The sequence below is a fragment of the Natrarchaeobius chitinivorans genome, assembly GCF_003841505.1.
Lineage (GTDB): Archaea > Halobacteriota > Halobacteria > Halobacteriales > Natrialbaceae > Natrarchaeobius > Natrarchaeobius chitinivorans.
Genome location: NZ_REGA01000013.1, coordinates 56,387 through 83,335 on the forward strand (window position 1 = coordinate 56,387; position 26,949 = coordinate 83,335).

Annotated in this window: 16 protein-coding genes; 11 read left to right on the top strand and 5 right to left on the bottom strand. The window is 59.8% G+C overall.

The window, feature by feature from the left end:
• Window positions 1–145: 145 nt before the first annotated feature.
• From EA473_RS14335 to EA473_RS14355, 5 genes are all read left to right on the top strand, one after another.
• Complete coding sequence (locus tag EA473_RS14335; RefSeq protein WP_243645270.1) at window positions 146–1,684, top strand: PKD domain-containing protein; 1,539 nt, start codon at window positions 146–148, stop codon at window positions 1,682–1,684.
• A 208-nt stretch (window positions 1,685–1,892) separates the two neighbouring features.
• A complete protein-coding gene (locus EA473_RS14340) occupies window positions 1,893–3,578 on the top strand; it encodes a S8 family serine peptidase (protein ID WP_124196335.1) in 1,686 nt (561 codons plus the stop codon).
• 642 nt (window positions 3,579–4,220) lie between these two features.
• Entirely contained in the window at window positions 4,221–5,999 is a 1,779-nt protein-coding gene (locus tag EA473_RS14345) for a glycosyl hydrolase family 18 protein (protein WP_124196336.1), read from the top strand.
• Window positions 6,000–6,205: 206 nt separating this feature from the next.
• Window positions 6,206–7,570, top strand: a complete 1,365-nt coding sequence (locus EA473_RS14350; RefSeq protein WP_124196337.1) for a PKD domain-containing protein — start codon at window positions 6,206–6,208, stop codon at window positions 7,568–7,570.
• A gap of 1,025 nt (window positions 7,571–8,595) precedes the next feature.
• Window positions 8,596–10,020 carry a PKD domain-containing protein gene (locus tag EA473_RS14355; RefSeq protein ID WP_165875298.1) on the top strand — a complete coding sequence of 475 codons (1,425 nt, stop codon included), beginning with the start codon at window positions 8,596–8,598 and terminating at the stop codon, window positions 10,018–10,020.
• A 953-nt stretch (window positions 10,021–10,973) separates the two neighbouring features.
• On the opposite strand, the gene EA473_RS14360 is transcribed toward EA473_RS14355, so the two are convergent.
• Both EA473_RS14360 and EA473_RS14365 read right to left on the bottom strand, forming a co-directional pair.
• Entirely contained in the window at window positions 10,974–12,317 is a 1,344-nt protein-coding gene (locus EA473_RS14360) for a glycerate kinase type-2 family protein (protein ID WP_124196339.1), read from the bottom strand.
• A 430-nt stretch (window positions 12,318–12,747) separates the two neighbouring features.
• On the bottom strand, window positions 12,748–13,029 hold the full coding sequence (locus tag EA473_RS14365; RefSeq protein ID WP_124196340.1) for a helix-turn-helix transcriptional regulator: 282 nt from the start codon (window positions 13,027–13,029) through the stop codon (window positions 12,748–12,750).
• A 1,357-nt stretch (window positions 13,030–14,386) separates the two neighbouring features.
• Between EA473_RS14365 and EA473_RS14370 the strand changes: the two genes are divergently transcribed.
• From EA473_RS14370 to EA473_RS14395, 6 genes are all read left to right on the top strand, one after another.
• Window positions 14,387–15,601, top strand: coding sequence for a Cdc6/Cdc18 family protein (locus EA473_RS14370; protein WP_124196408.1), 1,215 nt, complete (start codon window positions 14,387–14,389; stop codon window positions 15,599–15,601).
• Window positions 15,602–16,517: 916 nt separating this feature from the next.
• Window positions 16,518–17,279 carry an IclR family transcriptional regulator gene (locus EA473_RS14375; RefSeq protein ID WP_124196341.1) on the top strand — a complete coding sequence of 254 codons (762 nt, stop codon included), beginning with the start codon at window positions 16,518–16,520 and terminating at the stop codon, window positions 17,277–17,279.
• Between the two features lie 228 nt (window positions 17,280–17,507).
• On the top strand, window positions 17,508–18,968 hold the full coding sequence (locus tag EA473_RS14380; protein ID WP_124196342.1) for an FGGY family carbohydrate kinase: 1,461 nt from the start codon (window positions 17,508–17,510) through the stop codon (window positions 18,966–18,968).
• Window positions 18,969–19,278: 310 nt separating this feature from the next.
• Window positions 19,279–20,802, top strand: a complete 1,524-nt coding sequence (locus EA473_RS14385) for an aldehyde dehydrogenase family protein (RefSeq protein WP_124196343.1) — start codon at window positions 19,279–19,281, stop codon at window positions 20,800–20,802.
• Window positions 20,803–20,868: 66 nt separating this feature from the next.
• Entirely contained in the window at window positions 20,869–21,660 is a 792-nt protein-coding gene (locus EA473_RS14390) for a class I fructose-bisphosphate aldolase (protein ID WP_124196344.1), read from the top strand.
• A 130-nt stretch (window positions 21,661–21,790) separates the two neighbouring features.
• Window positions 21,791–22,618, top strand: a complete 828-nt coding sequence (locus EA473_RS14395; protein WP_124196345.1) for an aldo/keto reductase — start codon at window positions 21,791–21,793, stop codon at window positions 22,616–22,618.
• Window positions 22,619–22,678: 60 nt separating this feature from the next.
• Here EA473_RS14395 and EA473_RS14400 read toward each other — a convergent pair whose 3' ends face one another.
• The 3 genes from EA473_RS14400 to EA473_RS14415 all read right to left on the bottom strand — a co-directional run bounded on the left by EA473_RS14400 (window position 22,679) and on the right by EA473_RS14415 (window position 26,851).
• Window positions 22,679–23,359 (bottom strand): triose-phosphate isomerase, encoded by a 681-nt coding sequence (locus EA473_RS14400; RefSeq protein WP_124196346.1) that lies wholly within the window; start codon window positions 23,357–23,359, stop codon window positions 22,679–22,681.
• A 308-nt stretch (window positions 23,360–23,667) separates the two neighbouring features.
• Entirely contained in the window at window positions 23,668–24,948 is a 1,281-nt protein-coding gene (locus EA473_RS14410) for an amidohydrolase (RefSeq protein WP_124196347.1), read from the bottom strand.
• 268 nt (window positions 24,949–25,216) lie between these two features.
• Window positions 25,217–26,851, bottom strand: coding sequence for an ABC transporter substrate-binding protein (locus EA473_RS14415; RefSeq protein ID WP_165875299.1), 1,635 nt, complete (start codon window positions 26,849–26,851; stop codon window positions 25,217–25,219).
• Window positions 26,852–26,949: the final 98 nt, after the last annotated feature.

Below are 26,949 nucleotides of genomic sequence, written 5' to 3' on the forward strand. Positions count from 1 at the left end.
TTAACACTTTTCCGTAATATTATGTTTCTGGAGACGTAACTAACGGTCGTCCCCGGCGACAGTCTACCGACGGGGCTCCGACTGCAAGCCGACTCCGGGGACGAAATTCAGTGTGGAGTCCGTCGGTATCAAACGCAGGTAAACCATGAAACGAACACGACGAGACGTACTACGTAACGCATCGACACTCTCGGCGATTCTGGCTGGCGTCGGCGTCGGCGCCGCTGGCAGCGCCACAGCACAGGAGTACCCCGAATGGGACCCAGACACGACGTATACGGGGGGTGACCGGGTCGTTCACGAGGGCTCCGTCTGGGAGGCCAACTGGTGGACCCAAGGGGACGAACCGAGCGAGGACTCGAGCGTCTGGGAACTGGTCGAGGACGGCAACGGAGGGAACGACGACGAAAACGGCGACGAGGAGTATCCCGCGTGGGACGCCGACGCCGTCTACACCGGCGGCGATCGGGTCGCCCACGACGGCTACGTCTGGGAGGCCAACTGGTGGACCCAGGGCGACGAGCCAGGGGAAAGCGAGTGGGGCCCCTGGGAGGAGATCAGCGTCTACGATCCCGGTCCGAGCGCCGACTTCGACGTCGATCCCGCATCCCCGGACCCAGGCCAGGAAGTCACCTTCGACGGATCGAGCTCCGAGGGAGAGATCGAGAGCTTCGCGTGGGCGTTCGGCGACGGCTCGACTGCAAGCGGCGAGGTCGTCACACACAGCTACGACGCCGAAGGCGAGTACGACGTCACGCTCACCGTCACCGACGTCGACGGCGAGGAAGACGACACCCAGCGGACCCTCTACGTCGGCGACGTCGAGGCGCCGACTCCCGACGGAGTGTACACGCCGTATCAGGGAACCTGGTACGACATCGTCGACGGCACTCTCGGCCGCGACACCGACCGCGTCATCATGTCGTTCATCGGTGACGCCACCCGCGACGACGAGATTTCGCCCGGCTGGCTGACCGGCTGTAACGAGGGGGCGTGCGATCAAGAACCGCTCGACACCTACGCCGACGAGATCGACACCCTCCAGGACGAGGGCATCGAGGTCGGCCTCTCGATCGGCGGCTGGGACAGCCCGGTCGTCGCCCGCGACGCCGACGATCCCGAGGAACTCAAGGAAGCCTACGCGGATCTCCTCGACTACTTCGGCGTCACGCACATCGACATCGACGACGAGAACGCAGACGACGCCGGCCGTCGCGACGACCTCCACGAGATTCGCAACGAGGCACTCGCAATGTTGAAAGACGAGCGCCCGGAGGTCACCGTCGGCTTCACGGTGGCTGCGACGCCCGACGGGATCGTCGATTTCGGCCACTCGCCCGGCAAAATCTTCATCGAGGACGCCGTCGAGAAAGGTCTCGAACTCGACTACGTCCAGCCGATGACGATGCACTTCGACGGCGCACCGGAGAACTTCGAGACGATCACCTCGTCGCTCGAGGGGACCGTCGACTTCCTCGAGGGAGTATACCCAGACAAGTCTCGAGACGAACTCTGGTCGATGGTCGGCGTGACGCCGTATCTCGGCGAGATCACGACGGACGTCGCGAGCGATCTCGTCGACTACGCCAACGAGAAGGGTATGTACAGCATCGCGCCGTGGGTGCTCGGTGAAGACGACGGCGGTGAGTTCTCGGCGATCTTCCACCAGTTCGAAGGGAACTAACCAGCCGCGTCCGACGTCGAAACCGATACCGATCGGTTTTCTCCGGATTACAGCGTTGATTTTGAACACTCGGCAGACCCACACCCATATATTTTGAACGGTATCGTACTTGTTCCAATGAACACAGACTAACTATCTAGTTAATTAATTATTTTGGTGTAAACAGTAGAAAAATATAATACAAGGTTCGGTAGTTATCAATTGCAGCATGGCAGAAAGTAATAATCACGACGATCCCGGACGGCGGGACGTGCTCCGAAGCCTCGGGGCAATCGGCGGTGTCGCAGCGCTCAGTGGAGTGACGGTCGCACAACCCGGACGCGAACCGGGCCCGAAACCGGACGAGTTGTTGGTCGGAACGGCACCGACCGTACAAACGGTATCGGTACAGCAGAACGTACAACGGGAGCTCCCAGCCGACGCGAGTGTCGTCCATCGAAACGACACGCTCGGCTACTTCGCCGTCGAGCTTCCCGACGAGGCGAGTGCACAGTCCGATTCGGCAGTGGCACAGCGAATCGAACGGACCGACGGCGTCGCGTTCGTCGAAGAGAATGGAACGTACTACGCGCTCGAGCAGTCGGTCGACCCCGAACAGTACGTGCCGGACGATCCCGGATTCGATCAGCAGTACGCGCCACAGCTGGTCAACGCGCCGGAGGCCTGGGAGACGACGCTCGGCTCCTCGGACGTGACGATCGCGATCGCGGACACGGGAACCGACTACGACCATCCGGACCTGCAGGCGCAGTTCGGCTCGAATCCAGGGACCGACCCCGCCGACGGAACGGGTGATCCCGACGCGCGGGGTTCGGCTCACGGAACGCACGTTTCGGGGATCGCCTCCGCGACGACCGACAACGGACAGGGAGTCGCCGGCATTTCGAACTCGCATCTGTACGCGGTTCGCGTCCTCGGCGGGGGTGGTGGCGGTTCCTGGAGCGAGATCGCCGACGGTATCCAGTGGTCGGCAGACAACGGTGCCGACATCGTTAACCTGAGCCTCGGAGGACAGCAAGCGAGCGGAGTCATCCAGAGCGCGATCGACTACGCGTACAATAACGGGACGCTCCCGATCGCCGCGGCAGGAAACGACGGGCCGTGCAGCAACTGCGTCTCCTATCCGGCGGCGTTCTCGAACTGTGTGGCCGTCTCGGCCATCGATTCCTCCGAGAACCTCGCACACTTCAGCAGTACCGGACCCGAAATCGACGTCGCTGCGCCGGGAGCGGGTGTCCTCTCGACGATGCCAAACGGCGGGTACGACACCATGTCCGGTACGTCGATGGCGTCTCCCGCGGCGGCCGGCGTCGCCGCGCTCGGACTGGCGGCCAACCCCGAGTGGGGCCCGGGTGAGTTGCGACAGGCCCTCGAGGAGACCGCCGTCGACATCGGTCTTCCCGGAAGCCAGCAGGGATCCGGTCGGGTCGACGCGGCGAACATCGTCGGCGAGAACGGCGATCCGCCGGACGACGTCACGGCGGTCGCCGACGCCTCGCCGTCGGTCGCCGATCCCGGCGAGACCGTAACGTTCGACGGCAGCAGTTCGTCCGGCCCAATCGAGAGCTACCAGTGGGAACTGGGCGACGGAACCGAGGCAAGTGGCGAAAGCGTCGAACACGCCTACGACAACGAGGGCGAGTACACCGCAACGCTTTCGGTCTCCGGCGGTGGCGACACCGACAGCGATTCGGTGACCGTCACCGTCGACGAAGACGACGACCCGGAGCCGCCGGGTGACTGCGGCGACTACCCGACCTACGACAACGCGACGGTCTACGCTCCCGGCGACCGCGTCGCCTACGACGGCGCGGTCTGGGAGGCCGAAATGGAGGTCATGACGGTCCCGCCGAGCCACGGGAGCATGTGGTGGTCACACGTCCAGGATTGCTAACCGCGCCATCGCGGTTCACTCGTCCGGACAGAAATACCGGCTTCGGCGGTCCCGACTGATCACTTTTTCTCGTGTCCACACCCGTGGGCCTCCGTTCGAAGTCCAGTCTGGATATGCGACGTTCCCGTCGGCGAGTCTATCGACTCGTCCGACGAACAAGGGCAAATCGCGGACCGTCCCGAGCACGAAGACGGTGAGGTCGTCGTCTCCTCCGGAGGACTCGAGCAGACCGAGTGAACAACGGAACAATGGGACAGCATAAATACATCCTGATTTGATAGTTCACACTAACAAGTATTTTTTAAAAATAGTATATATTTTGGTTTGTTAGAAGAGGTTCAGGAGAGGAATAAGTTCGGTGAACGATCCACGAACAGACAAGCTGTTAGCCTAGGCTTTTCGTTTCCCACGAACCTCGACGAGGATACGCTGGTAGTAGTGTTGATTAATCAATATTTCTTCGATCACTATTCCCTCAGTATACTAAATATTTTCCTGAATGTACAGATTTATTACCAATGCCACAAGATAATTGGTAGCGTCTCGCACGAGGCGTTGCGGTACGAGAGGATAGCCGTGTGTTCGCTCGATCGGGCGAGGGCAACTCACGGATCACGGATATCACGGCCCACAATTACGACCATGAAAAGAACCAGACGCGACGTTCTGTGGAAGGCATCGGCGTTGTCCGCGCTCGGAATCGGTGGAACTGCCACCGCCGCGGCAGCAGACGACTGTAACGACTCTCCCGATTGGGACGCAGACACCGCCTACACCGGCGGCGACCGGGTCGTCTTCGAGGGCGACCTCTACGAGGCGGAGTGGTGGACCCAGGGTAGCGAACCCGACGAGGAGGAGGGGGTCTGGACCCTCGTCGGTTCCTGTGAGAACGGTGGCGGGACAGAGGGTCCCCAGGCGGCGTTTTCCGCCAGCCCAGCGGTTCCTGAACCCGGCGAGGACGTCGCGTTCGACGCGAGCGAGTCGGACGGAGAGATCGAGAGCTACGCATGGCAGTTCGGCGACGGCGAAACAGCCGACGGCGAGGTCGTCGACCACGCCTTCGACGACGCCGGTGAGTACGAGGTCGAACTCACCGTCGAAGACGCCGACGGCGAAACCGACACTGCCACCGAAGAGCTTTCCGTCGTCGATCGGGACGCCGGCCCCGCGGACAAGCGCGTCGTCTCGTACTACATGCAGTGGGCGCAGTACGAGCGCGATTACTACCCCGAGGACATCCCGTACGACGACATCACCCACCTCCAGTACGCGTTCATGCGTCCCGAGGAGGACGGCTCGATCGAGATCGTCGGCGACGACCACGAGGCGCGCCTGCTGTTCCCCGACGAGGCGGGATACGGCCACGAGGACTCCTTCGAGGGAATCGTCGACGAACACGACGACGTCGTCTTCCTCATCTCGATCGGCGGCTGGGGCGACTCCGAGTACTTCTCCGACGCCGCACACACCCAGGAGAACCGCGAACGGTTCGCCTCCGACGCGGTCGAGATCCTCCGGGAGACCGGGTTCGACGGCATCGACGTCGACTGGGAGTATCCGGGCTTCGAGGGCGAGGAGGGCAACGTCGTCCGACCCGACGAAGACCACGAGAACTACGCCCTCTTGCTCGAGGAGTGTCGAAAACAACTCGACGAGGCCGAAGACGAGGACGGGAAACGCTACTGGCTCACGGCGGCCCACTCGGCCGACGTCGAGCACAACGAGGACTTCGACCACGAGACGCTCCAGGAGTGTCTGGACTTCGTCTCGCTGATGACGTTCGACTACCACGGCGGGTTCTCCGAGTACACGTCCCATCACTCGCCGCTTCACGCGAACGAGAACGATCCCCACGACGATACCGAGGAGTGGAACGCCTCCTACGCCCTCGAGTGGTGGGTCGATCAGGGCTGGGACCCCGGCGATCTCAACATGGCCACGCCGTTCTACGGGCGGAGCTTCGCCGGCATCGACCCGCCCGAGGGCGACTTCGGGAACGGCGAGGACGACGGGCTCTTCCAGGAGTTCGAAGATACTGGCGAGGGTTCGTTCCCCGATCCCGATCCGGACGGTGGCTCGAGCGTCAGCGGGATCTACGAGTACTGGGATCTCGCCGGCGAGACCCGCGGCGACGGCGAGGGTCAGGTCGACCTGAGCGAGGACGGCTGGGAGACGACCATCGACGAGGAAGCGATGACCGCCTGGAGCTACAACCCCGACGCGACCGTGCCGGCCTCGCCCGGCGAGGGCTGGGGCGACAACGAGGGGCTGATGATCTCCCACGATACGCCCGAGACCGTCGAGCAGAAGATGGAGTGGGTCAAGGAAAACGACTACGGCGGCACGATGCTGTGGGCGCTGTCGCACGACACCCCCGATCACGAACTGCTGAGTGCACTCTCCGAGACGTTACTCGAGTGAATGTGCTCGAGTAATCTCGCTCGAGTGAACGCACTCGGGACGTCCCGAAAGGACGGTCGTTCGCGGACGCGACGACGGTTCGAAGTGGCTGATCGCGGACGCACTGGCCGTTCGAAGAGCGGACCACGGCTTGCACACACGTTCGCAGTTTGCGATGCGACACGAATCGCTCGTCAAACGAACGCTGCGGCATACGAACGAATACGATGAAACCAACACGACGAACGCTGCTACGAAACGCATCGAACGTATCGATCCTGCTCGGCGGCCTCGGCGTCGCCAGCACGACCGCTACTGCAGAAGAGTATCCCGAGTGGGATCCAGACGAAACGTACACCGAAGGCGACCGCGTCGTCCACGACGGGACCGTCTGGGAAGCCCAGTGGTGGACCCGGGGTGACGAACCCGGAACAAACGAGTGGGGGCCCTGGGACGAAGTCGAAACGCACGATCCTGGGCCGAGCGCTTCCGTCACTGTCAGTGACTCGAGTCCCGAACCCGGCGAGGAAATCACGTTCGACGCGAGCGATTCGGACGGTGACCTCGAAGACTACGCGTGGGAATTCGGCGACGGGACGACTGCAACCGGCGAGGTCGTCACACACTCCTACGACGCCGAAGGCGAGTACACGGTCGAACTCACGGTGACCGACGTCGACGGCGAGGAAGACGACACCCAGTCCACGGTTTACGTCGGCGACGACGAGGTGTCGGATGCCGACGGCATTTACTCTCCGTATCAGGGGACCTGGTACGACGTCGTCGACGGCACCCTCGGGCGCGACACCGACCGCGTCATCGTGGCGTTCGTCGGCGATCCCCATCGAAACGGCGAAATATCGCCCGCCTGGCTCGCAAACTGTAACAACCACGAGTGTGAGGGTGAATCACTCGACACCTACGCCGACGAGATCGACACCCTCCAGGGCGAGGGCATCGAGGTCGGCCTCTCGGTCGGCGGCTGGGAGAGTCCCGTCGTCGCTCGCGACGCCGACGACCCCGAGGAGCTCAAAGACGCGTATATCGATTTACTCGACACGTTCGACGTCACTCACCTCGACATCGACGACGAGAACGCCGAGGCTCCCGATCGACCCGACGACCTCCACGAGATTCGCAACGAAGCGCTCGCGTTGCTCAAAGACGAGCGTCCCGATGTGACCGTCGGCTTCACCGTCTCGGCTAGCCCGGACGGTTTCGCGGACTCCGGTCACTCCCCCGGAAAGGTGTTCATCGAGGACGCCGCCGAGAAAGGCCTCGAACTCGACTACGTCCAGGCGATGGCGATGCACTTCGAAGACGAACCCGAGAACTTCGAGACGATTACCTCGGCACTCGAAAGCGGGGTCGACTTCCTCGAGGGAGTATACCCAGACAAGTCTCGAGACGAACTCTGGTCGATGGTCGGCGTGACGCCGTATCTCGGCGAGATCACCACCGACGACGCGAGCGATCTCGTCGACTACGCCAACCAGAAGGGGATGTACAGCATCGCACCGTGGGTGCTCGGTGAGGACGACGGTGGCGAGTTCTCGGAGGTCTTCTACGGGTTCGAAGGAGACGCAAACTAACCGCCCGGGTTCGCCATCGAGAGCACACACGAGTCAGATATTCGGTGGGTTCGGCGGTTGGCACGCTCCCTGCCGATAACAAGCGCACCATTTCTATCTTTCTTCGAGGAGAGAATCCCGCCGTTCACGGCGGGCGTGAATCCGACAACGCCTCCACAACCCACGTTCAGCAGCAATACGGAATTGAAGTGACATCGTGTCGTCGCATGACGTACGCCGAGGCGGTCTTACCGCCCACTCAAATGCACAATATCGGGACTCCGAGGCCCAAAACGTTCGAGACACCCTCTCGAACCGCTGTGGTGTCTCGGTTAAGATAACTCCGAGTCCCCTGCCGGGATAGGAGTAACGGCGGTGTGGCCCCGTCCTCAGAAATCTTCGATTTCTGATGGGCTGTACGAGAACTCCGTTCTCGTGAACGCCATCGGCCTGTCATGCCGACAGGTCGTCAACCAGTAAATATCCCAACTCAGCGGTGCGGTGCCGTGGGAAGCCTCGCCGTTTACGGCGAGGAGGAGGTCACTCGAACCGCCGATACTGGGCGACCCCGACTGGTAGTCACGGCGACCATGACTGGGCTTACGACGATTATGACTGGCGGTCACGACGGTTCTGTGATCCACAATGGCACGCAAATCACGCCTTCATACGGCTTACTGTAAGTCATTGCCGGCGCACCCGCGACCCGGGCGGCGGGTGCGCCGGTAAACAGTTACAGTAATCCGTATCAGAACTGCTGACTGCGCCGTCGCAGTTCGTTCGACCGTCGACGTGGCGAGCGCTGCTCGAGTGCGACCGGGTGACCGACGTGACCCGTTCGTCCACGGAATCCGGGGGAAGATATCTTCAGCTGTCTGAGTAACTACAGTGACTGTTTCGCAATCATTTTAAGATGGCAGCGCGTTCGTCTATCCGCACTCGTGTGATGGGGTAACATGGGAGAGGGCGACGATCGCCAACTGAGCCGGTCGACGAACTGCGGATACGTCGGACTCCGAACGAGGGCACGAACTGCGAGAGACACCATGAAACGAACACGTCGAAGCGTCCTGAGTAACGCAACGAAACTATCCGTACTACTGGCCGGGATCGGCGCCAGCGGTGTCGTCACAGCCGATGACGGTGAATATCCCCAGTGGGACCCTGACGCCGTATACACCTCGGGCGACCGAGTCGCATACGACGGGAGCGCCTGGGAGGCCCAGTGGTGGACCCAGGGGGACGAACCCGGCTCGTACGAGTGGGGTCCGTGGGAGGAAGTCGACGGTGACGGCGATCCCGATCCGGAACCCCCCGAGGGCCCGACGGCGGCGTTTTCCACCAGTTCTCCGTCACCGGAGCCCGACGAAGAGGTCACGTTCGATGCCGAGGGATCCGACGGTGAGATCGAAAGCTACGCGTGGGAGTTCGGCGACGGGACCGAGGCCACAGGTCAGGTCGTCAGCCACGCGTACGCCGAGGAGGGGACGTACGATGTCGAGTTGACCGTCACTGACGTCGACGGTGAAACCGACGCCGCGATAGAAACGATCGACGTCGCCGAAGAGGACGACGCTCCGCCGGTCGATCCCGGCGATATTCCGGATCGGGTGTTCGCACCCTACCACCACCTGACGACCGATCCGGACACGTCACCGCTCGAGTGGGCCGATCCCGCCGGGACCGACTACTTCCACCTGGCGTTTATCCTCAGTACCGGCGACGGGACGCCGGCCTGGGACGGGGACGTCGACCACGTCGTCGGCGAGAGCCAGTTCGACGACGAGATACGCGAATTACAGGAACAGGGCGGCCAGGTCATCATCTCATTCGGGGGGGCGGTCGGAAACTACCTCGCGTCGGATTACGACGATCCGAACGAACTCGCCGACACGCTCGAGTTCATCGTCGACGAGTACGACTGCCCATACCTCGATATCGACGACGAAGCACCCGACATGAGCGTCGTCGATCTGCGCAACGAGGCGCTTTCGATCCTGCAGGATCGCCGCCCCGAGGTCCACGTCGGCTACACCGTCCGGACGCGCGTCACCGGAGTCGCGGACACAGAGATCATCACGAACGCGATCGACAACGGCGTCGACGTCAGCTACGTCAATCTGATGACGATGAACTGGGGGTGGGTGCGTACCAGCGCCGAAAACTGCATCCAGTGTGCCGAGGGGACACACGATCAGCTTCAGGAGTGGTACCCCGACAAATCCGACGACGAGCTCTACGACATGATCGGCATCACGCCGATGATCGGCGTCCAGAACTCCGGCGGACCGTTCTATCCCGAAGACGCCGACGAGGTTCGAGCCTACGCCGAGGAGAACGATCTGAGTCTGTTGTCGTTCTGGTCGATCGAACGCGACAACCCCGGTGACGGACTCGACGCCGAACACAGTGGCATCGACCAGGAGCCGTTCGAGTTCTCCGAAAACTTCAGCCCGTTCACCAGTGAGTGACGCCGGCCGGGCGAAGGGACGAACACTCCCGGCACGCCGTTTCCGGATAACAGACACTGAACGTCAATGCACACCCGATCGCACGGCTGCTATTCGGCCGGTGTGTAACTCGTTTCAGTTATTACTATATTTCCCGACCAAAACCCCCGCATTTGAGGGGAGGTTTTTACGTATCGACGTCTAGAGGTCTCCGGTTCATCACGATTAATTAGGAGAATAGTATATGATCGCAAACAGATTCTATCGACTGTTTCTGCAAACGAAAAGCCAATCGAGAGAGACGTTAATTTACACCAGTACAGGTGTAATTCCCTGAGCCATTAGAAGTATTTGGACGCGATTAGAGACTGGGCACGAGATATTTTTTCGGAGGGTGAAACGGACATTCTTAGTTAATTATTGATAAGTCACTATTGGTCAGATACTAGTAGAAATATCCAGCCGATAGAGATAATTCCTATTTTCATACATATCCTCAATAGGGTTATTCAACTACTCAGATACTGTCTTTATTTTGGTAGAGAACACGAGGTGGTAGAACCAATCTATTATCATATATGATATTTTTGATTATATATTTCTCGAAAGCCACATCCAAGAACTCTATATCCGCCCAATTAACCACTGTACCCAAATCTTCCAGACGTTTCCCCACTGCCGGCCCACTGGACTTCACATATCTTATCAAACTGTTCTATAGTAATATCGGTATTTTGAATTATTCAACAATGCTAGGCGTGTCCCCAATCCTACACGGCGGAAACCTATAGTAACCACTGACAGTCGATCCACACCCGGCCGCATGACTACTATTCGACTGGTGCGTAAATCATTTCAGTTGTTACTAGAGAGAAAACGGGAGTCCCAATGGAATATTCCGTGTGAAACCGAAAGAGTCGATTTTTACCGATGGAGTCCACGGAACGGGAAATTCAATCGATTCACCGGGTCCGTCACTCGCCAACGACGAACAGACGTAAGTCGTTGACGTTCGTTCCAGTCTGACCTGTCCGGATCAACGCATCGGCGTTCTCGAGAACGGTACCTGCGTCGTTTCGGGCCAGTGCACTCGTTGCAGCTTCTGAATCGATTTCGGACGGTTCGACGAGTGCACCGGCCGAATCCGACGCACCGTCGATTCCGTCGGTGTCGACGCTCGCGACGACGATCGGTTCGTCCTCGAGTACCGCTGCGCCACTGAGAGCGAACTCCTGATTTGGCCCGCCTTCCCCGGGATCATCGCTCAGTGTCACCGTCGTCTCACCGCCAGAGAGCAAGACGACGGGAGGTGACGCGGGATGGCTCGTTTCGTGGCACTCCCGTGCGATCGCTGCATGCGTTTTGGCAGCCTCCCTGGCCTCACCCTCGACGCTCGAAGAAAGTATCATCGCGTCGTAGCCTCGATCCGTCGCGGTCTCGCGGGCTGCGTTCAGCGCTGTCCACCCGTTGGCCAGAACGCTCGTCGTGACGTGGTCGAAGATCGGATCGCCGGATTCCGGGGTTTCTGGGTACTCTCCGTTCGCACCCGTTTCGAGATGAGAGCGAACACTGTCCGGCGGATCGATCCGGTACCGATCGAGCACATCGATCGCATCGGAAAACGTCGTTGGATCGGGCGAGAGAGGACCGCTTGCGATAACCGAGAGGTCGTCGCCGACGACATCGCTGATGGTCAATCCGATGACCGTCGCCGGTGAGACCGCCTGTGCGAGACGGCCACCTTTGATCGCCGAGAGGTGCTTTCGAACCGCGTTAATCTCGTCGATGGTGGCGCCACTCGCCAGCAGTGCCTCGGTCGTCGACTGGAGATCCGAGCGTGAAAGTCCCGGGGACGGTGCAGCGAGCAACGCACTGCCACCGCCGGTAATACAGCCGATGACCAGATCGTTCTCGGTTGCGTCCTCGGCGACGGACAACACCTCACGCGCCCCTTCGACACAGCGATCCGTCGGAATCGGATGGTCACCCTCGAGGACATCGATCACGTCCGTCGACGTCACGTCGTCCGTAACCACGACGCCCCCAGTAAGATACCCCCCGAGGTATTCCTCCAGTTCCCGTGCGAACTGCCCGGACGCATTTCCGCCGCCGAGGACGAACACCCGGTCGTACGTCTCGAGATCGAACGTCAGGGTGTCCGATCGAGACTCGGGTGAAACGACGAAACTGCCGTCTTCGACCCGAATCGACCGCTCGATTACCGTCGCCGGATGGGCCGCCTCGATCCCCCGCTCGAGACACGCCAGCGCGACCGATCTCGCTTCCGAGTTCGTGATTGGGGTGTCCGCCTCGTTCATATCGAAGGGTGTTCCGACGGTACCTTGTAACTATCGTCACCGTCCCGGCGCCGAGTCAATAGACGCTGACTCGATCGGAGAGGGACGTGCAGGCGGACGTGCAGCGATCGTCGAGGAATCCGAACTCGGAACGGTTGGTGGCCGACAGTTCAGCCGTTCCGGCCGTCACCGAACACGTCGAGCTTTCGAAGTAGAATTCGTCCCCGTCGCCAGTTTCGCCAGTCTCGAACTCGTCGCCAGTTTCGCCAACCAAATCGAGAGACCGCAGTCGACTCGAGACGGACGATCGAGTCGCTATCTGGGGGACGATCCGGCGGTGAGCGAAGAAGGGACGGAGACGTATTACACCGGAAATGTAGTGTGTCCAAACGGGTCGAACGGGTGTTCGCCGATTGGATGGTTTGCTCGTCCCGTCAATTCAACATCTAACCTATAAGTGGGGGTCGACGTACTTCGACTCCCAGTTGCGCCGATCGACAATCTCGCGTTTGCCCCTGCGAGTAACCGAGTAGAAATTTGTTCGACGGTCCATGGTTCCCTTTTCGATTAGACCCTTGTCGACGAGTGTATCTAAATTTGGATAGAGGCGGCCGTGATGTATCTCGGATTCGTAATAGTCCTCGAGTTCGTCCTTGATCGCGAGCCCATGTGGGTTATCTAGGCCTGCTGCACTGTACAGGAGATCACGCTGAAATCCGGTCAAGTCGTGCATGATTGGAAACTCTAAAATACGCTATATTAAATATATTGGTTTTAATCGTATATTTGATGAATATTCTAGATAGAAGAGTAGAGCAAGCGTTACATATACCCGACACGTGAGAGGTTCCGAGTAATGTACACACCCCATTTCCGGTGGAAAGGTCGACAATCATACCAACGAATTATAGTAACAACTGAAACGAGTTACACACCGATCGCCAGACGGATCGGCGATCGAGTGTGCAATGACGTTCAGTGGCTACTATAGTCTAATCATAAAGACAGCCTACGTCGTGAATCGGGTATACAGTGACACCGCCAGTAAAATGGGTCGTCGGGATCAGTCACAGGCACACCGGGTTTCCGGTGGAGTCGGTCGAAAAAGCGGCAGTAAATCGATTTTAAAGGGGATACAGGTGATTTCGACATCGGTCTCAGAAAAGCCAGCCAAACCAGGGAAACAAAAGCAAGCAGGGACAGAAGCAAACACGACCCTTACGGACTGGATTACAGAAATTGGGTAGCGGACGAACACCAGGTTTCCGGTGAAAGATGGTAATACCAGCCACACAATCATAGTGACAACAGACACACAACCGAAACCTGATCGCACGCCGACTGTGTGCTTGGAGTTGTTACTATAGTATAATGATGGTTTCAGCAGTTGCTATCGTAGCCACTGAACGTCGACGTGTATCCGATATCCCCGATGTGTATCCGATGTCCCAGCTGTTGTGCGATTGGTGTGTGAAACGATTCAACTGTTACTATAGAGCCAACGGATTTTGACAGTCCCGGTAAGACACACACACCGGATTTCCGGTGAATTGCGCCGAAATTGTGGCTATTGAGTGAACAGACTTGATGCCAACCTGGACAATTGAAAGGACAAAACCGAATACCTGATAGGAAGATAGTAATCTATAAAACCCCCAACTGAGAAAAGCCCATTGGGAGTGAGATTTCAAGTCAAGTAGTCGTGAGACTTGAGCTCCAGATGAAATCTACTCAAGGATATCTACTATACTCAAGGAAAATTCACTCAAAGAGTAATCCTCCTCGTGTAGAAAGAGATGATCAATCTGAATAAAAGATAATGAGCAAGATTGGCCAGCACTGCGGAAGAGGATGTCCTCCGTACAAAAGAAGGGAAACTGGTATGAATCGGTCGGTATCGGATCGGACCGTATTACCGGTGGAATCACCGGTCTTTCTCTGTATCGGTTTCGCACCATCGTTCCGATGGGCCACAACCCCCTCTTCAACTGGAACACAGACCACCCTTTTTCCCCTTTCACCGGAAACCCGGTGTGTGTGTCTCAACGAAACAATCAAGATGATTCACCGGAAACACGGTGTCCAAGCACATACCTATGTCCGACGATCTATTTATCCGAAAAGATCCGATATTCGTCAACAAGGAACTTCTCGAGATTAGCCATCTTCCTGACGAGGGGCGAATCGTCGGCCGTGACGAAGAGATCGGTCAGTTAGCTAACGCGGTCAACCCTGCGATCTTTGGCCAGAGTCCGAGTAACGTCCTCATTTACGGTAAGACGGGTACCGGAAAATCACTCTGTGCCAAGTACGTCTCCAGACGATTGGTCAGCACTGCCGAAGAGGAAGGTGTCGATGCCGTCTTCGCGTACGTCGACTGTGCACAGGATACGACCGAAACGCAAACTGCCCAGACCATCGCCAGTGCCGTCAATACGGACGATACGGACATCTATATTCCGGACAAAGGGATCAGTACGGCAACGTACTACAAACGTCTCTGGCGCATCCTCGACCAGGAGTACGACGTCGCGTTGATCATCCTCGATGAAATCGACAAACTCGAGGACGATGCGATTTTGATGCAACTGTCGCGTGCCGGAGAGGCTGGCAAAGTGACGAACTGCAAAATCGGCGTCATCGGCATCAGTAACAAAATAAAGTACAAGGATCGAATGGACGAACGCGTCAAATCGAGTCTGTGTGAGCGGGAGTTCGTCTTCCCACCGTACAACGCCAGCCAGCTCAACGATATCATGGATGCACGAAACGATGCATTTCGTGATGGCGTCCTCGAAGACGGCGTTATCCCCCGTGCCGCGGCGCTGGCCGCTCGCGAACACGGGGACGCTCGGAAGGCAATCGACATCCTTCGATACGCCGGCGAAATCGCACAGGCCAAAGGTGCGGATACCGTTCGCGAGGAGTTCGTCGTTCAGGCACGCGAACGTGCGGAGGTGGACCGATTCCGAGAACTCATCCGCGGGTCGACACCACACTCGAGGTACGCGCTTCAGGCGCTCACCGTTCTTTCACTCGAGAGACAGGCGGACGATCCGATCGACGAGGACGAGGGGTTCAGAACGACTCGCGTGTATGACGTGTACGAACAGATTTGCCGTCAGGAAGGAACCGACGCACTGTCGCTTCGCCGCGTTCGAGATCTCCTCAAAGAACACGCTTTCCTCGACGTGATAGAGCAGTCCCGTCATAGTGGTGGAAGTGCCGAGGGAAGTTATACGGAGCACACGCTTTTGGAGGATCCGGAAGTCGTCAGGGACGTCCTCTCCGACACTGTGGATTGACCAACGTCGGAAATTTTACAGTAACAACTGAAACGAGTAACACGTCGATCGCCAATCCGTTCCGCGATCGAGTGTGCAATGACACCCAGTGGCGACTATACTCACTTCGAGGTTGATCCTCCGGACTCTCGCCGACCGGGGCTGTATTGAGTCATAGAAGCCGAGGCCAAAAAAACCTGATATCAATATTATGGGGGGATAAGGAAAGATTCTGATGAATATCACTGCTGGTCGAACAATCAGCCGATGATCCTCGAGACTGTGGCTTGCTGGCACGGATGCCGGTGCCGGACAGCTGCTGAATCCGACACTGACAGTCAGAAACCGGCTCACGAGGAATTCAGAAACTGTCGGCCGAAAGGGACGAATTCAGAAACTGTCGGTCGGGAAAGGACGCCGGGACCGTTTGTATCGGTTAAAATGACGGGACAGTTTGTATCGGCTAAACCAGGAAATCGGTGTTAGCTGATCCGTGGAAGGCGTAGCCCTCCGTTGATCGAAGTTATACCGCAGTGTGGGTAACGACACGAAGGCCTTTTCTGTCCGTGATTCCCCGTGGTGATCGATTGCTTCTCGTTCCGGGGCGTATGTTACTACAGGGCACGCACTCTGATACTATATCTTATATATTAATATTTCAAACATAGGTTGGATCTTCGCCTCGGATGGAGTACCGCGTTTCTCGGCGTCAGCGGTAGCGGATCTGGGGTGCAGTACGACCTCGAAAACATGTGGACCCTCCTTTTCTGCCGAACTATCGGACCCGTCGTCTGAACGATCGCGTCACTCACCTCGCCTCGCCACCGCACGGGTACGGCGAATACGTTCCAGTAAAGTGAACCAATTGGTATTTAGATAGAACATCTGTTCTGAGATAATGAACAGACTTATGGGCGAAAAGATCGTTCTGGACATTATGCCAGACCGCGCCCGAAACCCGGTCACGACGAGTCGGAAAACGATCAGAATACTCGAGAAGCTCTACGATCTCGAGGGGGCTCGGGTAACCGAACTCGCGGATGCCCTCGGAATGAACAAGAGTACGGTCCACAATCATCTGAGCACACTGGAAGCAGAAGAGATCGTTATCCGAGATGGAAACGAGTACGACATCGGGCTCCGGCTACTCGAATTCGGCGGCTATGCCCGAGACAATCATCTGTTATCCCGGGTCGGAGCATCCGAGATCGAACGCCTGGCCAATCGAACTGGTGAACTCGTCAACGTGGTCGTAGAAGAGTTCGGCAAGGGTGTCTACATCGCTTGTGAGAAAGGCGATCGTGCCGTCGAACTGAACCAGTATCCTGGATATCGACGGCCGTTGCATGTGACCGCGTCGGGTAAAGCGATCCTCGCACACATGCCCGATGATCGTATCGATGAGATCGTCGATCGACACGGGATTGAACCTGCAACCGAGAATTCGATCACGGATCGGTCCGAACTGGAAGACGAGTTGCGACGGGTCGACGAGCGCGGATTCGCGCTGGACGACGAGGAAAGCGTACCGGGACTTCGGTGTGTGGGTGCCTCGATTCTTGACTCCAGTGGTGCGGTTATCGGTGCTATCAGCGTCTCAGCACCGACGAGCCGTATTACCGAAGCTCAGTTTCGCGACGAGATTCCCGACGCCGTTCGTAGCACTGCGAATGTTATCGAATTGAATATCAACTATTAGCTCCGCGACAGTGTCTCGACCAATAGATTACACCAGTACTATTGTAATTCGATTCAGTAGAATCGGTCGATCCGACGAAAGACGCACCGTCTCACCGGGTCCCCTTGTTCAATAATAGGGAACGAGATGCTAACTGGAAAGAACACGATGGTAATAGAACGAATTGCGAGGGTAATATGTATTGTAAAAAACACAATCACTAAACGACCTCGAGCGAAAACACCGGGTATGAACACGTCTTCGCTCGTCGGAATCCACCTCGGCACGTCGTCAGTTCAGGTTGGCGTTTACGATCTCGACGGAAACGTACTGGAGTCGGGGAGCGCTCCGATCAACGAGCAGACGACAGCTACGTGGGAGCGGGCCCTTCGCGAAGCGACACCGCCACTGCCCGACCGTGGGATCTGTTCTGTCGCTGGAACATCTGGGACCGCACTGCTCGTTGATGAATACGGTGAGCCCGTCTTCCCCCCGCAGATGTACTTCGAGTCCGTTCCCGAGGATTCGGACCCCTGTCGACAGCTTGCGCTCGAGGATCCGCCTTTCGGGTGGAACATCGTGACGTCACCAAACGCGCCGCTTTCGAAAATCATCCACCTGCGTAATACCTATCCGGATCGGTTTCAGGACGTCGAGTGGATTGTGAGTCCGGCTACGTGGCTCCTGTACCGTCTCTGTTACAGCGGCTCGAGTCGATGGCGAGATCTGGAGACGGACTGGTCGAACGCGATGAAGTTCGGAACAGACGTCACGGCGGCTGTACCCACGTGGTTCGAGGAAATATTCGAGACGACAGCGCTGTCCCGGTCGCTGTTTCCGACGATTCAGCCGCCGGGGTCGTACATCGGCGTGGCTCAGAGCAAACTGGCCGAGCGAACGGGCTTCGACGGAATCAAACTTTTTCAAGGACTCACCGATGGGAGCGCAGCCGTTCTGGCGAGTGGATGTCTCGAACCGGGAGATTTCAGCGTAACGTTTAGCGCGGCGAGTGTCATCAAGTACGTTTCATCGTCGATCGAACCCCACGATGCGCTGTACTATCACCGTCACCCGATCGAGGGATACCTCCCAGGGGCTGCATTCGATAGCGGGAACGTATTGCGATGGTTCTTCGACCGAGTACTCGATTGTTCGACCGAGCGTGGCCTCGAACTTGCTCGATCGGTCGACGACGAATACGACGTCTTCCTCCCGGGGAATCGAAGCCCGTTTTTCGATCCTGCGATCGGAAGTTCTATCCTCGGGATCGACCCCGATACGTCGTTGGCGACCGACGAAGTACACGGTCGGATCGCACGCGGGCTGACGACGAGCATCGTCCTCTCGGAGTGGACGTACATCTCGCTCATCGAAGAGCACTTCGACGCCACGATCGATCGCATCAGGGTGATGAACGATGGCGCGCCGAACGTAGACGGTGGGTACGACTGGTGGAACGAACGTCGAGCATCCATCTGGAACCGACCGGTCGTCGAGATGGAGCCACGGATCACGCTCGGTCCCATTATTCCTCCAGCACTCATCACGTCCAAGTACACGGACAGTACCGAAGCGACGGAGCGGCTGCTTCGACGTCGGGCAACCGTTCGGCCTGATACCGATGACCGAGGTGATTACGTCAGAGAAAAAGAAACGTACCTCGACCGATGGCGCCAGATTGCGTCTCTCTCGAGTCCTCCCGATCGATAGGGAACGCACATCGCTCGAGAATCACGAGTATTCGTGCGACCGGCGTACGATGTGAGACGATTTTGAGCCTTCATCTGCTCTATCGTGACCTATGAGGTAGCGATTGGACCATACAAAGAGGTTTGACCAACCCACCCAAAGGCGTTTGACCAACTGGCGTTCCCCGGCGGTCGACTGATGAGGTGAACGATCGCCACGACAGCGTGCGCTCCATCGAATCGGGACTGGAACGCCACTCGCAGGTAACGCAGCGAGCCAGCCGTTCTCGACCGGGGCAAGCTATTTGGGAGTTTGCTATCTACGTACGTCTATGTCTTCGGACAAGCCGACCGATGATTCGAAAGCTGACGTGCTCGCACGCCACGAGGAAGCTGAGGCCACATACCTCGATTGGACGCCACGGATGTACATCGATGGAGAGTGGGTGGCGGCCGAGTCGGGTGAAGAGTTCGAAACGCACAACCCGACGACGGGGGAACCGATCGCGGCGGTCCCCGAGGGGGGTGTGGCCGACGTCGACAAGGCGGTAGCAGCGGCGCGTCGTGCCTACGAGGAAACCTGGTCGGACACTACCGCGATCGAGCGCCGCGACCTTCTCAACGAGATTGCCGATCGCATCGAGGACGCCGCGGACCGACTCGCGACCATCGAAACGCTCAACAACGGCATGCCGATCGGCGACGCCCACTGGGACATGGACCGAACGGTCGAACAATACCGGTACTTTGCCGGCGTGGCACAGGCCAACCACGGGACGACGATTCCGAGTGAGGGCGACAAGACCGTCATGACCGTCCGTGAGCCACACGGCGTCGTCGGCGCGATTATCCCTTGGAACTACCCGATCGCCCAGGCCTCCTGGAAGATCGCGCCCGCACTCGCCGCCGGCAACACCATCGTCATCAAGCCGGCCGAACAGACCCCGGTGTCGATCCTCGCTTTCCTCGAGGAGATCGAAGACCTCCTCCCCGACGGCGTCGTCAACGTCGTCACAGGTTTCGGCGAGCCGGCCGGTTCGGCGCTCACGAGCCACGCCGACGTCGACAAGGTCGCGTTCACCGGCTCCACCGAAGTCGGTAAGGCCGTCATGAAAAGCGCCGCGGAGAACGTCACCGACATCTCACTCGAGTTGGGCGGCAACAGCCCGGTAATAGTCTTCCCCGACGCCGATCCCGAGCGCGCCGCGGAGATCACCGCGGGGGCGATCTTCACCAGCGCGGGCGAGAACTGCTGTGCCGGCAGCCGACTGTTCGTCCACGAGGAGATCGAATCCGAGGTGCTCGAGGCGCTCTCCGAGGTCGCCGAGGAGTACGCCCCCGGCGATCCGTTGAAGGAGTCGACGGTTATCGGTCCGAAGGTGAGCGCCGCCCAGTGCGAGCGCTCGCTCGAGTACGTCGGGAAGGCGACCGACGACGACGCGAACGTCGTCACGGGCGGGACGAAACCCGACGACAACGCGCTCGGCGACGGTCACTTCGTGCTGCCGACCGTCATCAACGAGATCGATCACGATCACCCGGCCGTTCAGGACGAGATCTTCGGCCCCGTGCTCAGAGCGTTCTCGTGGTCGGAGTACGACGAGATGATCGAGCTGGCGAACGACGTCGACCACGGGCTCGCAGCCGGCGTCATCGCGTCGGACGTCACCGACGCACAAAAGGCCGCGAAGGACCTCCAGGCCGGGACCGTCTGGATCAACCAGTACAACGACTTCCCGCAGGGAATGCCCTTTGGCGGCTACAAGCAGTCCGGGATCGGTCGCGAGCGAGCGCTCGAGACGCTGCAGGCGTACACGCAGACGAAGACGATCAACGTCGGCGACGAATCGGTCTGAATTCGGCTGGATGAGTCGCATCGGAACCTTTTTCGTCGTAACGAAGAACAGAACGAATCGAAACTCATGTTGCCAACCAGCTCCGGAAACGCCGTTATCGTCGCGATCGACCACGGACTGAGCCACGGCCGGCTCGAGGGGTTCGAGGATCCGGAGGCGATGTTGCAAACGGTTCTCGAGGGGAACCCGGATGGTATTCTGGCGGGCGTGCCGTTTCTCCGGCGGTTCGAACCGACACTCTCTGAGCGCCCGGACCTCGTCACGATCGGCACCGTCGACCACCCCATGGACTCGACGCTGCCGGGCGAGCGCGAGAACGCAGAGATCCACCATCAGGCGTTTAGCGTCGAGGAGGCCGCTCGCATCGGCGTCGACGCGATCAAAACCGCGCTCGTGTTCGGCCGCGAGGACCCCGACGTCCTCGCGGAAAACCTGAAACTCATCAGCCGCGTCTCCGAGACGGCACGCGAACACGGGATCACCTCGGTCGTCGAACCGACGCTGTGGGGTCAACGCGTAGAGGACGAACTCGACGCGGAGTATCTGGCACACGCAAACCGGATCGGTTTCGAGATCGGCGCCGACATCCTGAAGAGTCCGTACACCGGCGACCTGGAGTCGTTCGCTCCGATCGCGGAGAACGCTCCGGTCCCAATGTACATCGCCGGGGGCCCAGCTCGAGACGACGACGCGGCCGTCCTCGAGATGGTGCGAGGAGGGATGGACGCCGGGGTCAACGGCGTCATGTTCGGCCGAACGATCTGGAAACACGACGATCCAGCCGGCATGATCGACGCGATCAGGGCGATCGTTCACGAGGATGCATCAGTTGCGCAAGCCGAAGAACGGCTCCGGTAAACTCCGTCGACCCACGGGACGTCGATTGTGCCGACTGCAAGGAATCTCAGTCTTCTGGTACCGTGACACCCACAGGGAACCACAATCTTCTGGTACCCGGGCGTTCTCCCCCTACTCGAGCATCCGACCAATGACCAGTACACTTCCGCCGATCGGAGTCGGAACGGACCAGAACACCGCGCTCGAGGAGGATTTCGAGGTCGACCACGACGCGGCCGTCGAGACCGTCCTGAACGCCCTCGAGATCGGTTATCGCCACGTCGACACGGCACAGATCTACGGCACCGAGGCGGCCGTCGGCGAGGCGATCGATCGATCCGACGTTTCCCGGTCCGAGCTGGTCGTCGCGACGAAAGTCCACTACCAGCGAGCGTCCTACGAGGACGTTCTCGACTCCGTCGAAACGAGCCTCGAGGACCTCGGCCTCGAGACGATCGATCTCCTCTACGTCCACTGGCCGGCCGGCACGTACGAACCCGAGGAGACGTTGCGAGCGTTCAACGAACTCCACGCCGACGGCGTCGTGGCGAACGTCGGCGTGAGCAACTTCACGCCGGAACTACTCGACGAGGCGCGGGAACTGCTCGAGCCGACGATATTCGCCCACCAGGTCGAGTTGCACCCGCTACTCCAGCAACGCGAACTCCAGGCGTACGCTCGCGAACACGACCACTACCTCGTGGGCTACTCGCCGCTGGTTCGGGGCTCTGCCGCCGACGTGCCGGAACTGCGTTCGGTCGCGGAGAGACACGACGCGACACCGGAGCAGGTAAGTCTCGCCTGGCTGATCCAGCGAGAGAAGATCGTCCCGGTCCCCAAAGCCTCGAGCGCGGCGCACCTCCGCGAGAACTTCGCGGCGACGAACCTGGAACTCGATCCCGAGGACGTCGAGCGAATCGACGACATCGACCGCGAGCGTCGGATCATCGACTTCGAGTTCGCACCCTGGAACCGGTAGAACGGTCGGCGGATCGCGGCGTTTCGTCTCGAGCAGCCGTCTGGCGAACGGCAGTCCGAATCACTCGGGCATCGCGGCTGCGATCTCGGTGAGCCGTTCGTACGGATCGTCGGCCGTCGAGATCGCGGAGGCGGCACCGGTCGCGTCGGCGCCGAGTTCGAACGCCGCTCGAACGTGTTCTGCGGTTCGAATGCCTCCACCGACGAGTACCTTCGTCCGCGGGTTGGTCTCGTCGATCATCTCAACGAAGCGCTCGACGCGTTCGGGATGGGTCGTGGTGATCGCGCGATCCGTCGAGATGTCTTCCGGCTTTTCGTAGATGAGCGCGTCGGGGTCGAGCGTCGCGACGGCGCGTCCCATCTCGATGCTGTCGACGCAGATTGCGCTGTCCACGCCGGCCTCCGCGCAGCGTTCGATCTTCTTTGCGATATCGGTGAGCGTGTCCCGGTTTTCCGCGTGGTTGATCGTCGCCCCCGCGACGCCCGCGTCGGCGAGCGTTTCCGGGAGGACCTTCCCGATACCGCGGCCGGGCGACGCGGCGTCGACGTGCGGGGACGAGACCGTCACGTCAGTCTCCGTCGCGACCATCCTGACGTCGGGGATCTGGGGCGTGACGACGAAGTTTGTGCCAGTTTCGTTCTGTACTCGCTCGACGATTTTCGCCAGCTCGAGCCCCTGCGTTCCGATCGTCTTTGGATACACTTTGAAATTGACGCCGAAATATGGATACGTGTGATTCACGTCCCGACAGAAGCGTTCCTGTACTAAAAACCATTTGTCGGGCGTTCGGTAGATGGGGGCCGTACTACGCGGCTGCTGATACTGCCGGCTGTAACTGTGTCAAGATTCTCGCCACCCTGGAGCGGCGAGAATCTTGAATGACTTACAGCCGGTAGTATGAGCTGTGTTCGTTTCATACGGGTTACTGTGAGTCGTTGCCGGCGCACCCGCGACCCGGGCGGCGAGTGCGGCGGTAAACAGTCACAGTAACCCGTATCATGGCTCGAAATCGTGCTGAACGGCGAATGCCGCTCGACAGCCGTATCGCGCTACGGCGCTTCCGAGAGGACGTCTCCGATCGCGTCGGTCAACACCGTCGTCGCGATCTCAATACTCCGTTCGTCGACGTCGAACCGCGGCGTGTGGTGGCCACCCGGGTGGTCGGTCCCCACGACGACGTACGTCCCGCAACCGCCGGCGTCGGCGATTCGTCGCATGAAGTACGTCGCATCCTCGCTCGCCCCGAAGTCGGCGTGTCGTTCGACCGAATCGACGCCGGGCGTCCGCTGGGCGACCGTCTCGACCACTTCGGCGAGTTCGGGGTCGCTGTCGACGCGCGGTGCTTGACCGATCACCGTCGTCTCGAGTTCGCAGTCGTGCATCTCTCCGGCCGTCCGGAGGATTCGGTCGACGTGGGTCGTCATGTACTCGAGAACGTCGTTGGCGCCGGCGCGAACCTCGAGTTCGATCGTCGCCTCGTCGGCGACGACGTTCGAAGCGGTTCCCGCCCGGGCGCTGCCGACGTTCACCCGCGTCAGTCCGTCCGCGTGTCGGGGTATCGCGTGGAGGTTCTGGATCGCCGTCGCCATCGCCTGCATGGCGTTTCGGCCCTCGTTCGGGGCCAGTCCGGCGTGAGCCGACTCGCCGGTGAACGTCGCCCGCGACTGTCGAACCGCGAGCGGTCTGTTGCTTCCCGCGACGACCGTTCCCGTCGGGTGTCCCAGGCCGACGTGAACGGCGAAGAATGCGTCGACGTCGTCGACGTGGTCGGTCGCGGCCATCGCGCGTCCGCCGCCGAGAGCCTCCTCGGCGGGCTGGAAGAAGACCTTGACCGTCCCCGAAAACTCCGCATCGGCGAGCGACTCGAGAACCCCGATTCCGATCGCCATGTGCGCGTCGTGGCCGCAGGCGTGCATCACGCCCGGATTCTCCGATCGAAATCCCTCGGCTGCCGGCTCGTGGTCCGGTTCGGTCGACTCCTCGAACGGCAGGGCGTCGATGTCGACTCGAAGGCCGACGACCGGGCCGGGGCCCCGATCGAGCACGGCGACCAGCCCGGTCGTGCCGCCGTCCATCGACTCGAGGTGATCCGTTCGCGCTCCGTGCTCGGCTGCGCGCTCGCGCCAGCGCTCGAGTACCCGCTCGTCGGGAACGCCGAGGCGTTCGTCCGGATCGATAGCCTCCCGTCCGACGAAGACGTCGTCGACGCCGATCTCCTCGACGCGATCTGCCAGCCTGCTCGTCGTGTAGAACTCACACCACGACGGCTCCGGATACGCGTGGAGCCGCCGGCGCAACTCGATCGGTTTCGATGCGGTGGGTTCGGACATTCGCTAGTTCCGTCTCACTCGAGCAAAATGAGCGTATCTGTTCCGGTGGCTCACTCACTATCTGTCCCATTCCGGACTCTCGACGAACGAACCCGTCGCCGACTCCGGTCGCCGATTCGATTGCACTCGAGGGGAGAGCGGACTGAAACGCCCTCGCGAAAGCGGCCGCTCGAGGTCGATGAAAACCGAACGCGGCATCCGGCGGCGAGACGCCGCGTTCGAAGCGCGTGCCGTAGAAACGGGGGTCGGTCGAGATGGTGTGCGGTGCTTACTCCGGCGGCATGTGGATGCGGCCGTCCTGGTCCCACTCACAGCCGGCGGCTTCGAGTTCCTGGGCGGCGGCTTCCAGATCCAGGTTGAAGTGTTCGACGTCGTCGTTGTACCACTCCTCGAGCGCCGGCGAGATCGGCGCCTGGATCACTTCTGCTGTACCGGCCGTCGCGATCTCGACGGCTTCCTGCTTGGGGATGGCGTAGGCCAGTCCGCGTCGGATCTCCGTGTTGTCGTACGGGTGACGGCGCATGTTGTAACACGCGTAGTGGATCGACGTCATGAACGCGTCGACCGTCTCGAACTCGTCGTCGTCGTTGAAGCGGTCGATATCCTCCGGTGCAAGCTCCCAGGGGATCATGTCCGCAGTACCGTCCTCGAGGGCGTTTACCATACCACGGGTGTCCGCGGACTCGATTCTGATCACTTCGTCGATGTTTGGTTCCTGGAAGTAGTCGTCGAAGCGCTCGAGCGAGAGCTCTTCGCCGCCTTCGAAGCTCGTGAGCTGGAACGGACCGCTACCGACCGGGTCGTCCGTGTTCGTGAACTCACCGATGGTCTCGGCGTCGAGGTCGTCCGGGTAGTCCGACCAGACGTGCTCGGGCAGTATCGACCCGTTGCGTCCGGCGAGGAAGCTCTCGAACGTCGCCATCGGCTCGTCGAAGTTGAAGACGACCGTCTGATCGTCCTCGACGTCGATGCTGCCGAGCGGCTCGAGCTGGCTTTCGATCGTCGAGGAGTGTTCCTGCCCGTACTCGAACGTGAACTGGACGTCCTCTGCCGTGACGTCCTCGCCGTCGTGCCACTGCAGGTCGTCTCGCAGTTCTACGACGACCGTCTGTTCATCCTCCTGATCGATGGATTCGGCCATCCACGGCTGTGGGACCACTTCGTCCTCCGGAATCCGCATCAGCCGGTCGTACATGAGCTTGATGATGCCGCGCTCGACGCGAACGCGCTCCGGACTAAGCGGGTTTAGCGTGTTCACGTCGCTGATCTGGGAGAACACCAGTGTCTCGTCGCCCTCGTCGGTCGGCTCGATGTTGAGGAAGTTCCAGAACCGCCCGAGACCCTCCTCGGGGCCCGAGTAGGCGTTCTGGTACCGATCCGAGTTGTACGCCATGATGCGGTTCTGGACGAGAATCGGCGAGATGATCTGCTCTTCCATCAACTGCTCTTGCATCTCGAAGACGAGGTCGCGACGGGCCTCGAGGTCGGTTTCCCGTCGCTGTTGTTCGACCATCTCGTCGTACTCGGGGTTGTCGTATCCCGAGATGTTTACCTCACCATCCGCGAGCGCGGACGAGTGGAACGCGTCGTGGAGGTACCGGTCGGGATCCCAGCCGTCCAGCTGTCGCACGACGTAGATGTCGAACTCGCGGTTGACGAAGCCGTCGTCGACGTACTGGGGAATACTCGGCGCTCGAACCGAGACCTCGAACCCGAGTTCCTCGAGGTACTCCGCGTGGAGGTTCGCGTACGTATACCGGATCGGGCTGACGTCCTCCGGCGTCGTGAGGTAGTCGATTTCGTCCCACTCCTCGCCGGCTGGATCGTCGGTTAGTTCGACGCCGTACTCCGTGACCGGAGCGTCGCCGTCTTCGCCCCCAAAGAAGCCCGTACATCCGGCCACACTGACTGCAACGCCCGATGCACCCGCTGCCTTGAGTACTGATCGACGACTTGCACCGACAGCACTCTTCCCATTGCTGTTACTCTTTCGCATGCCTA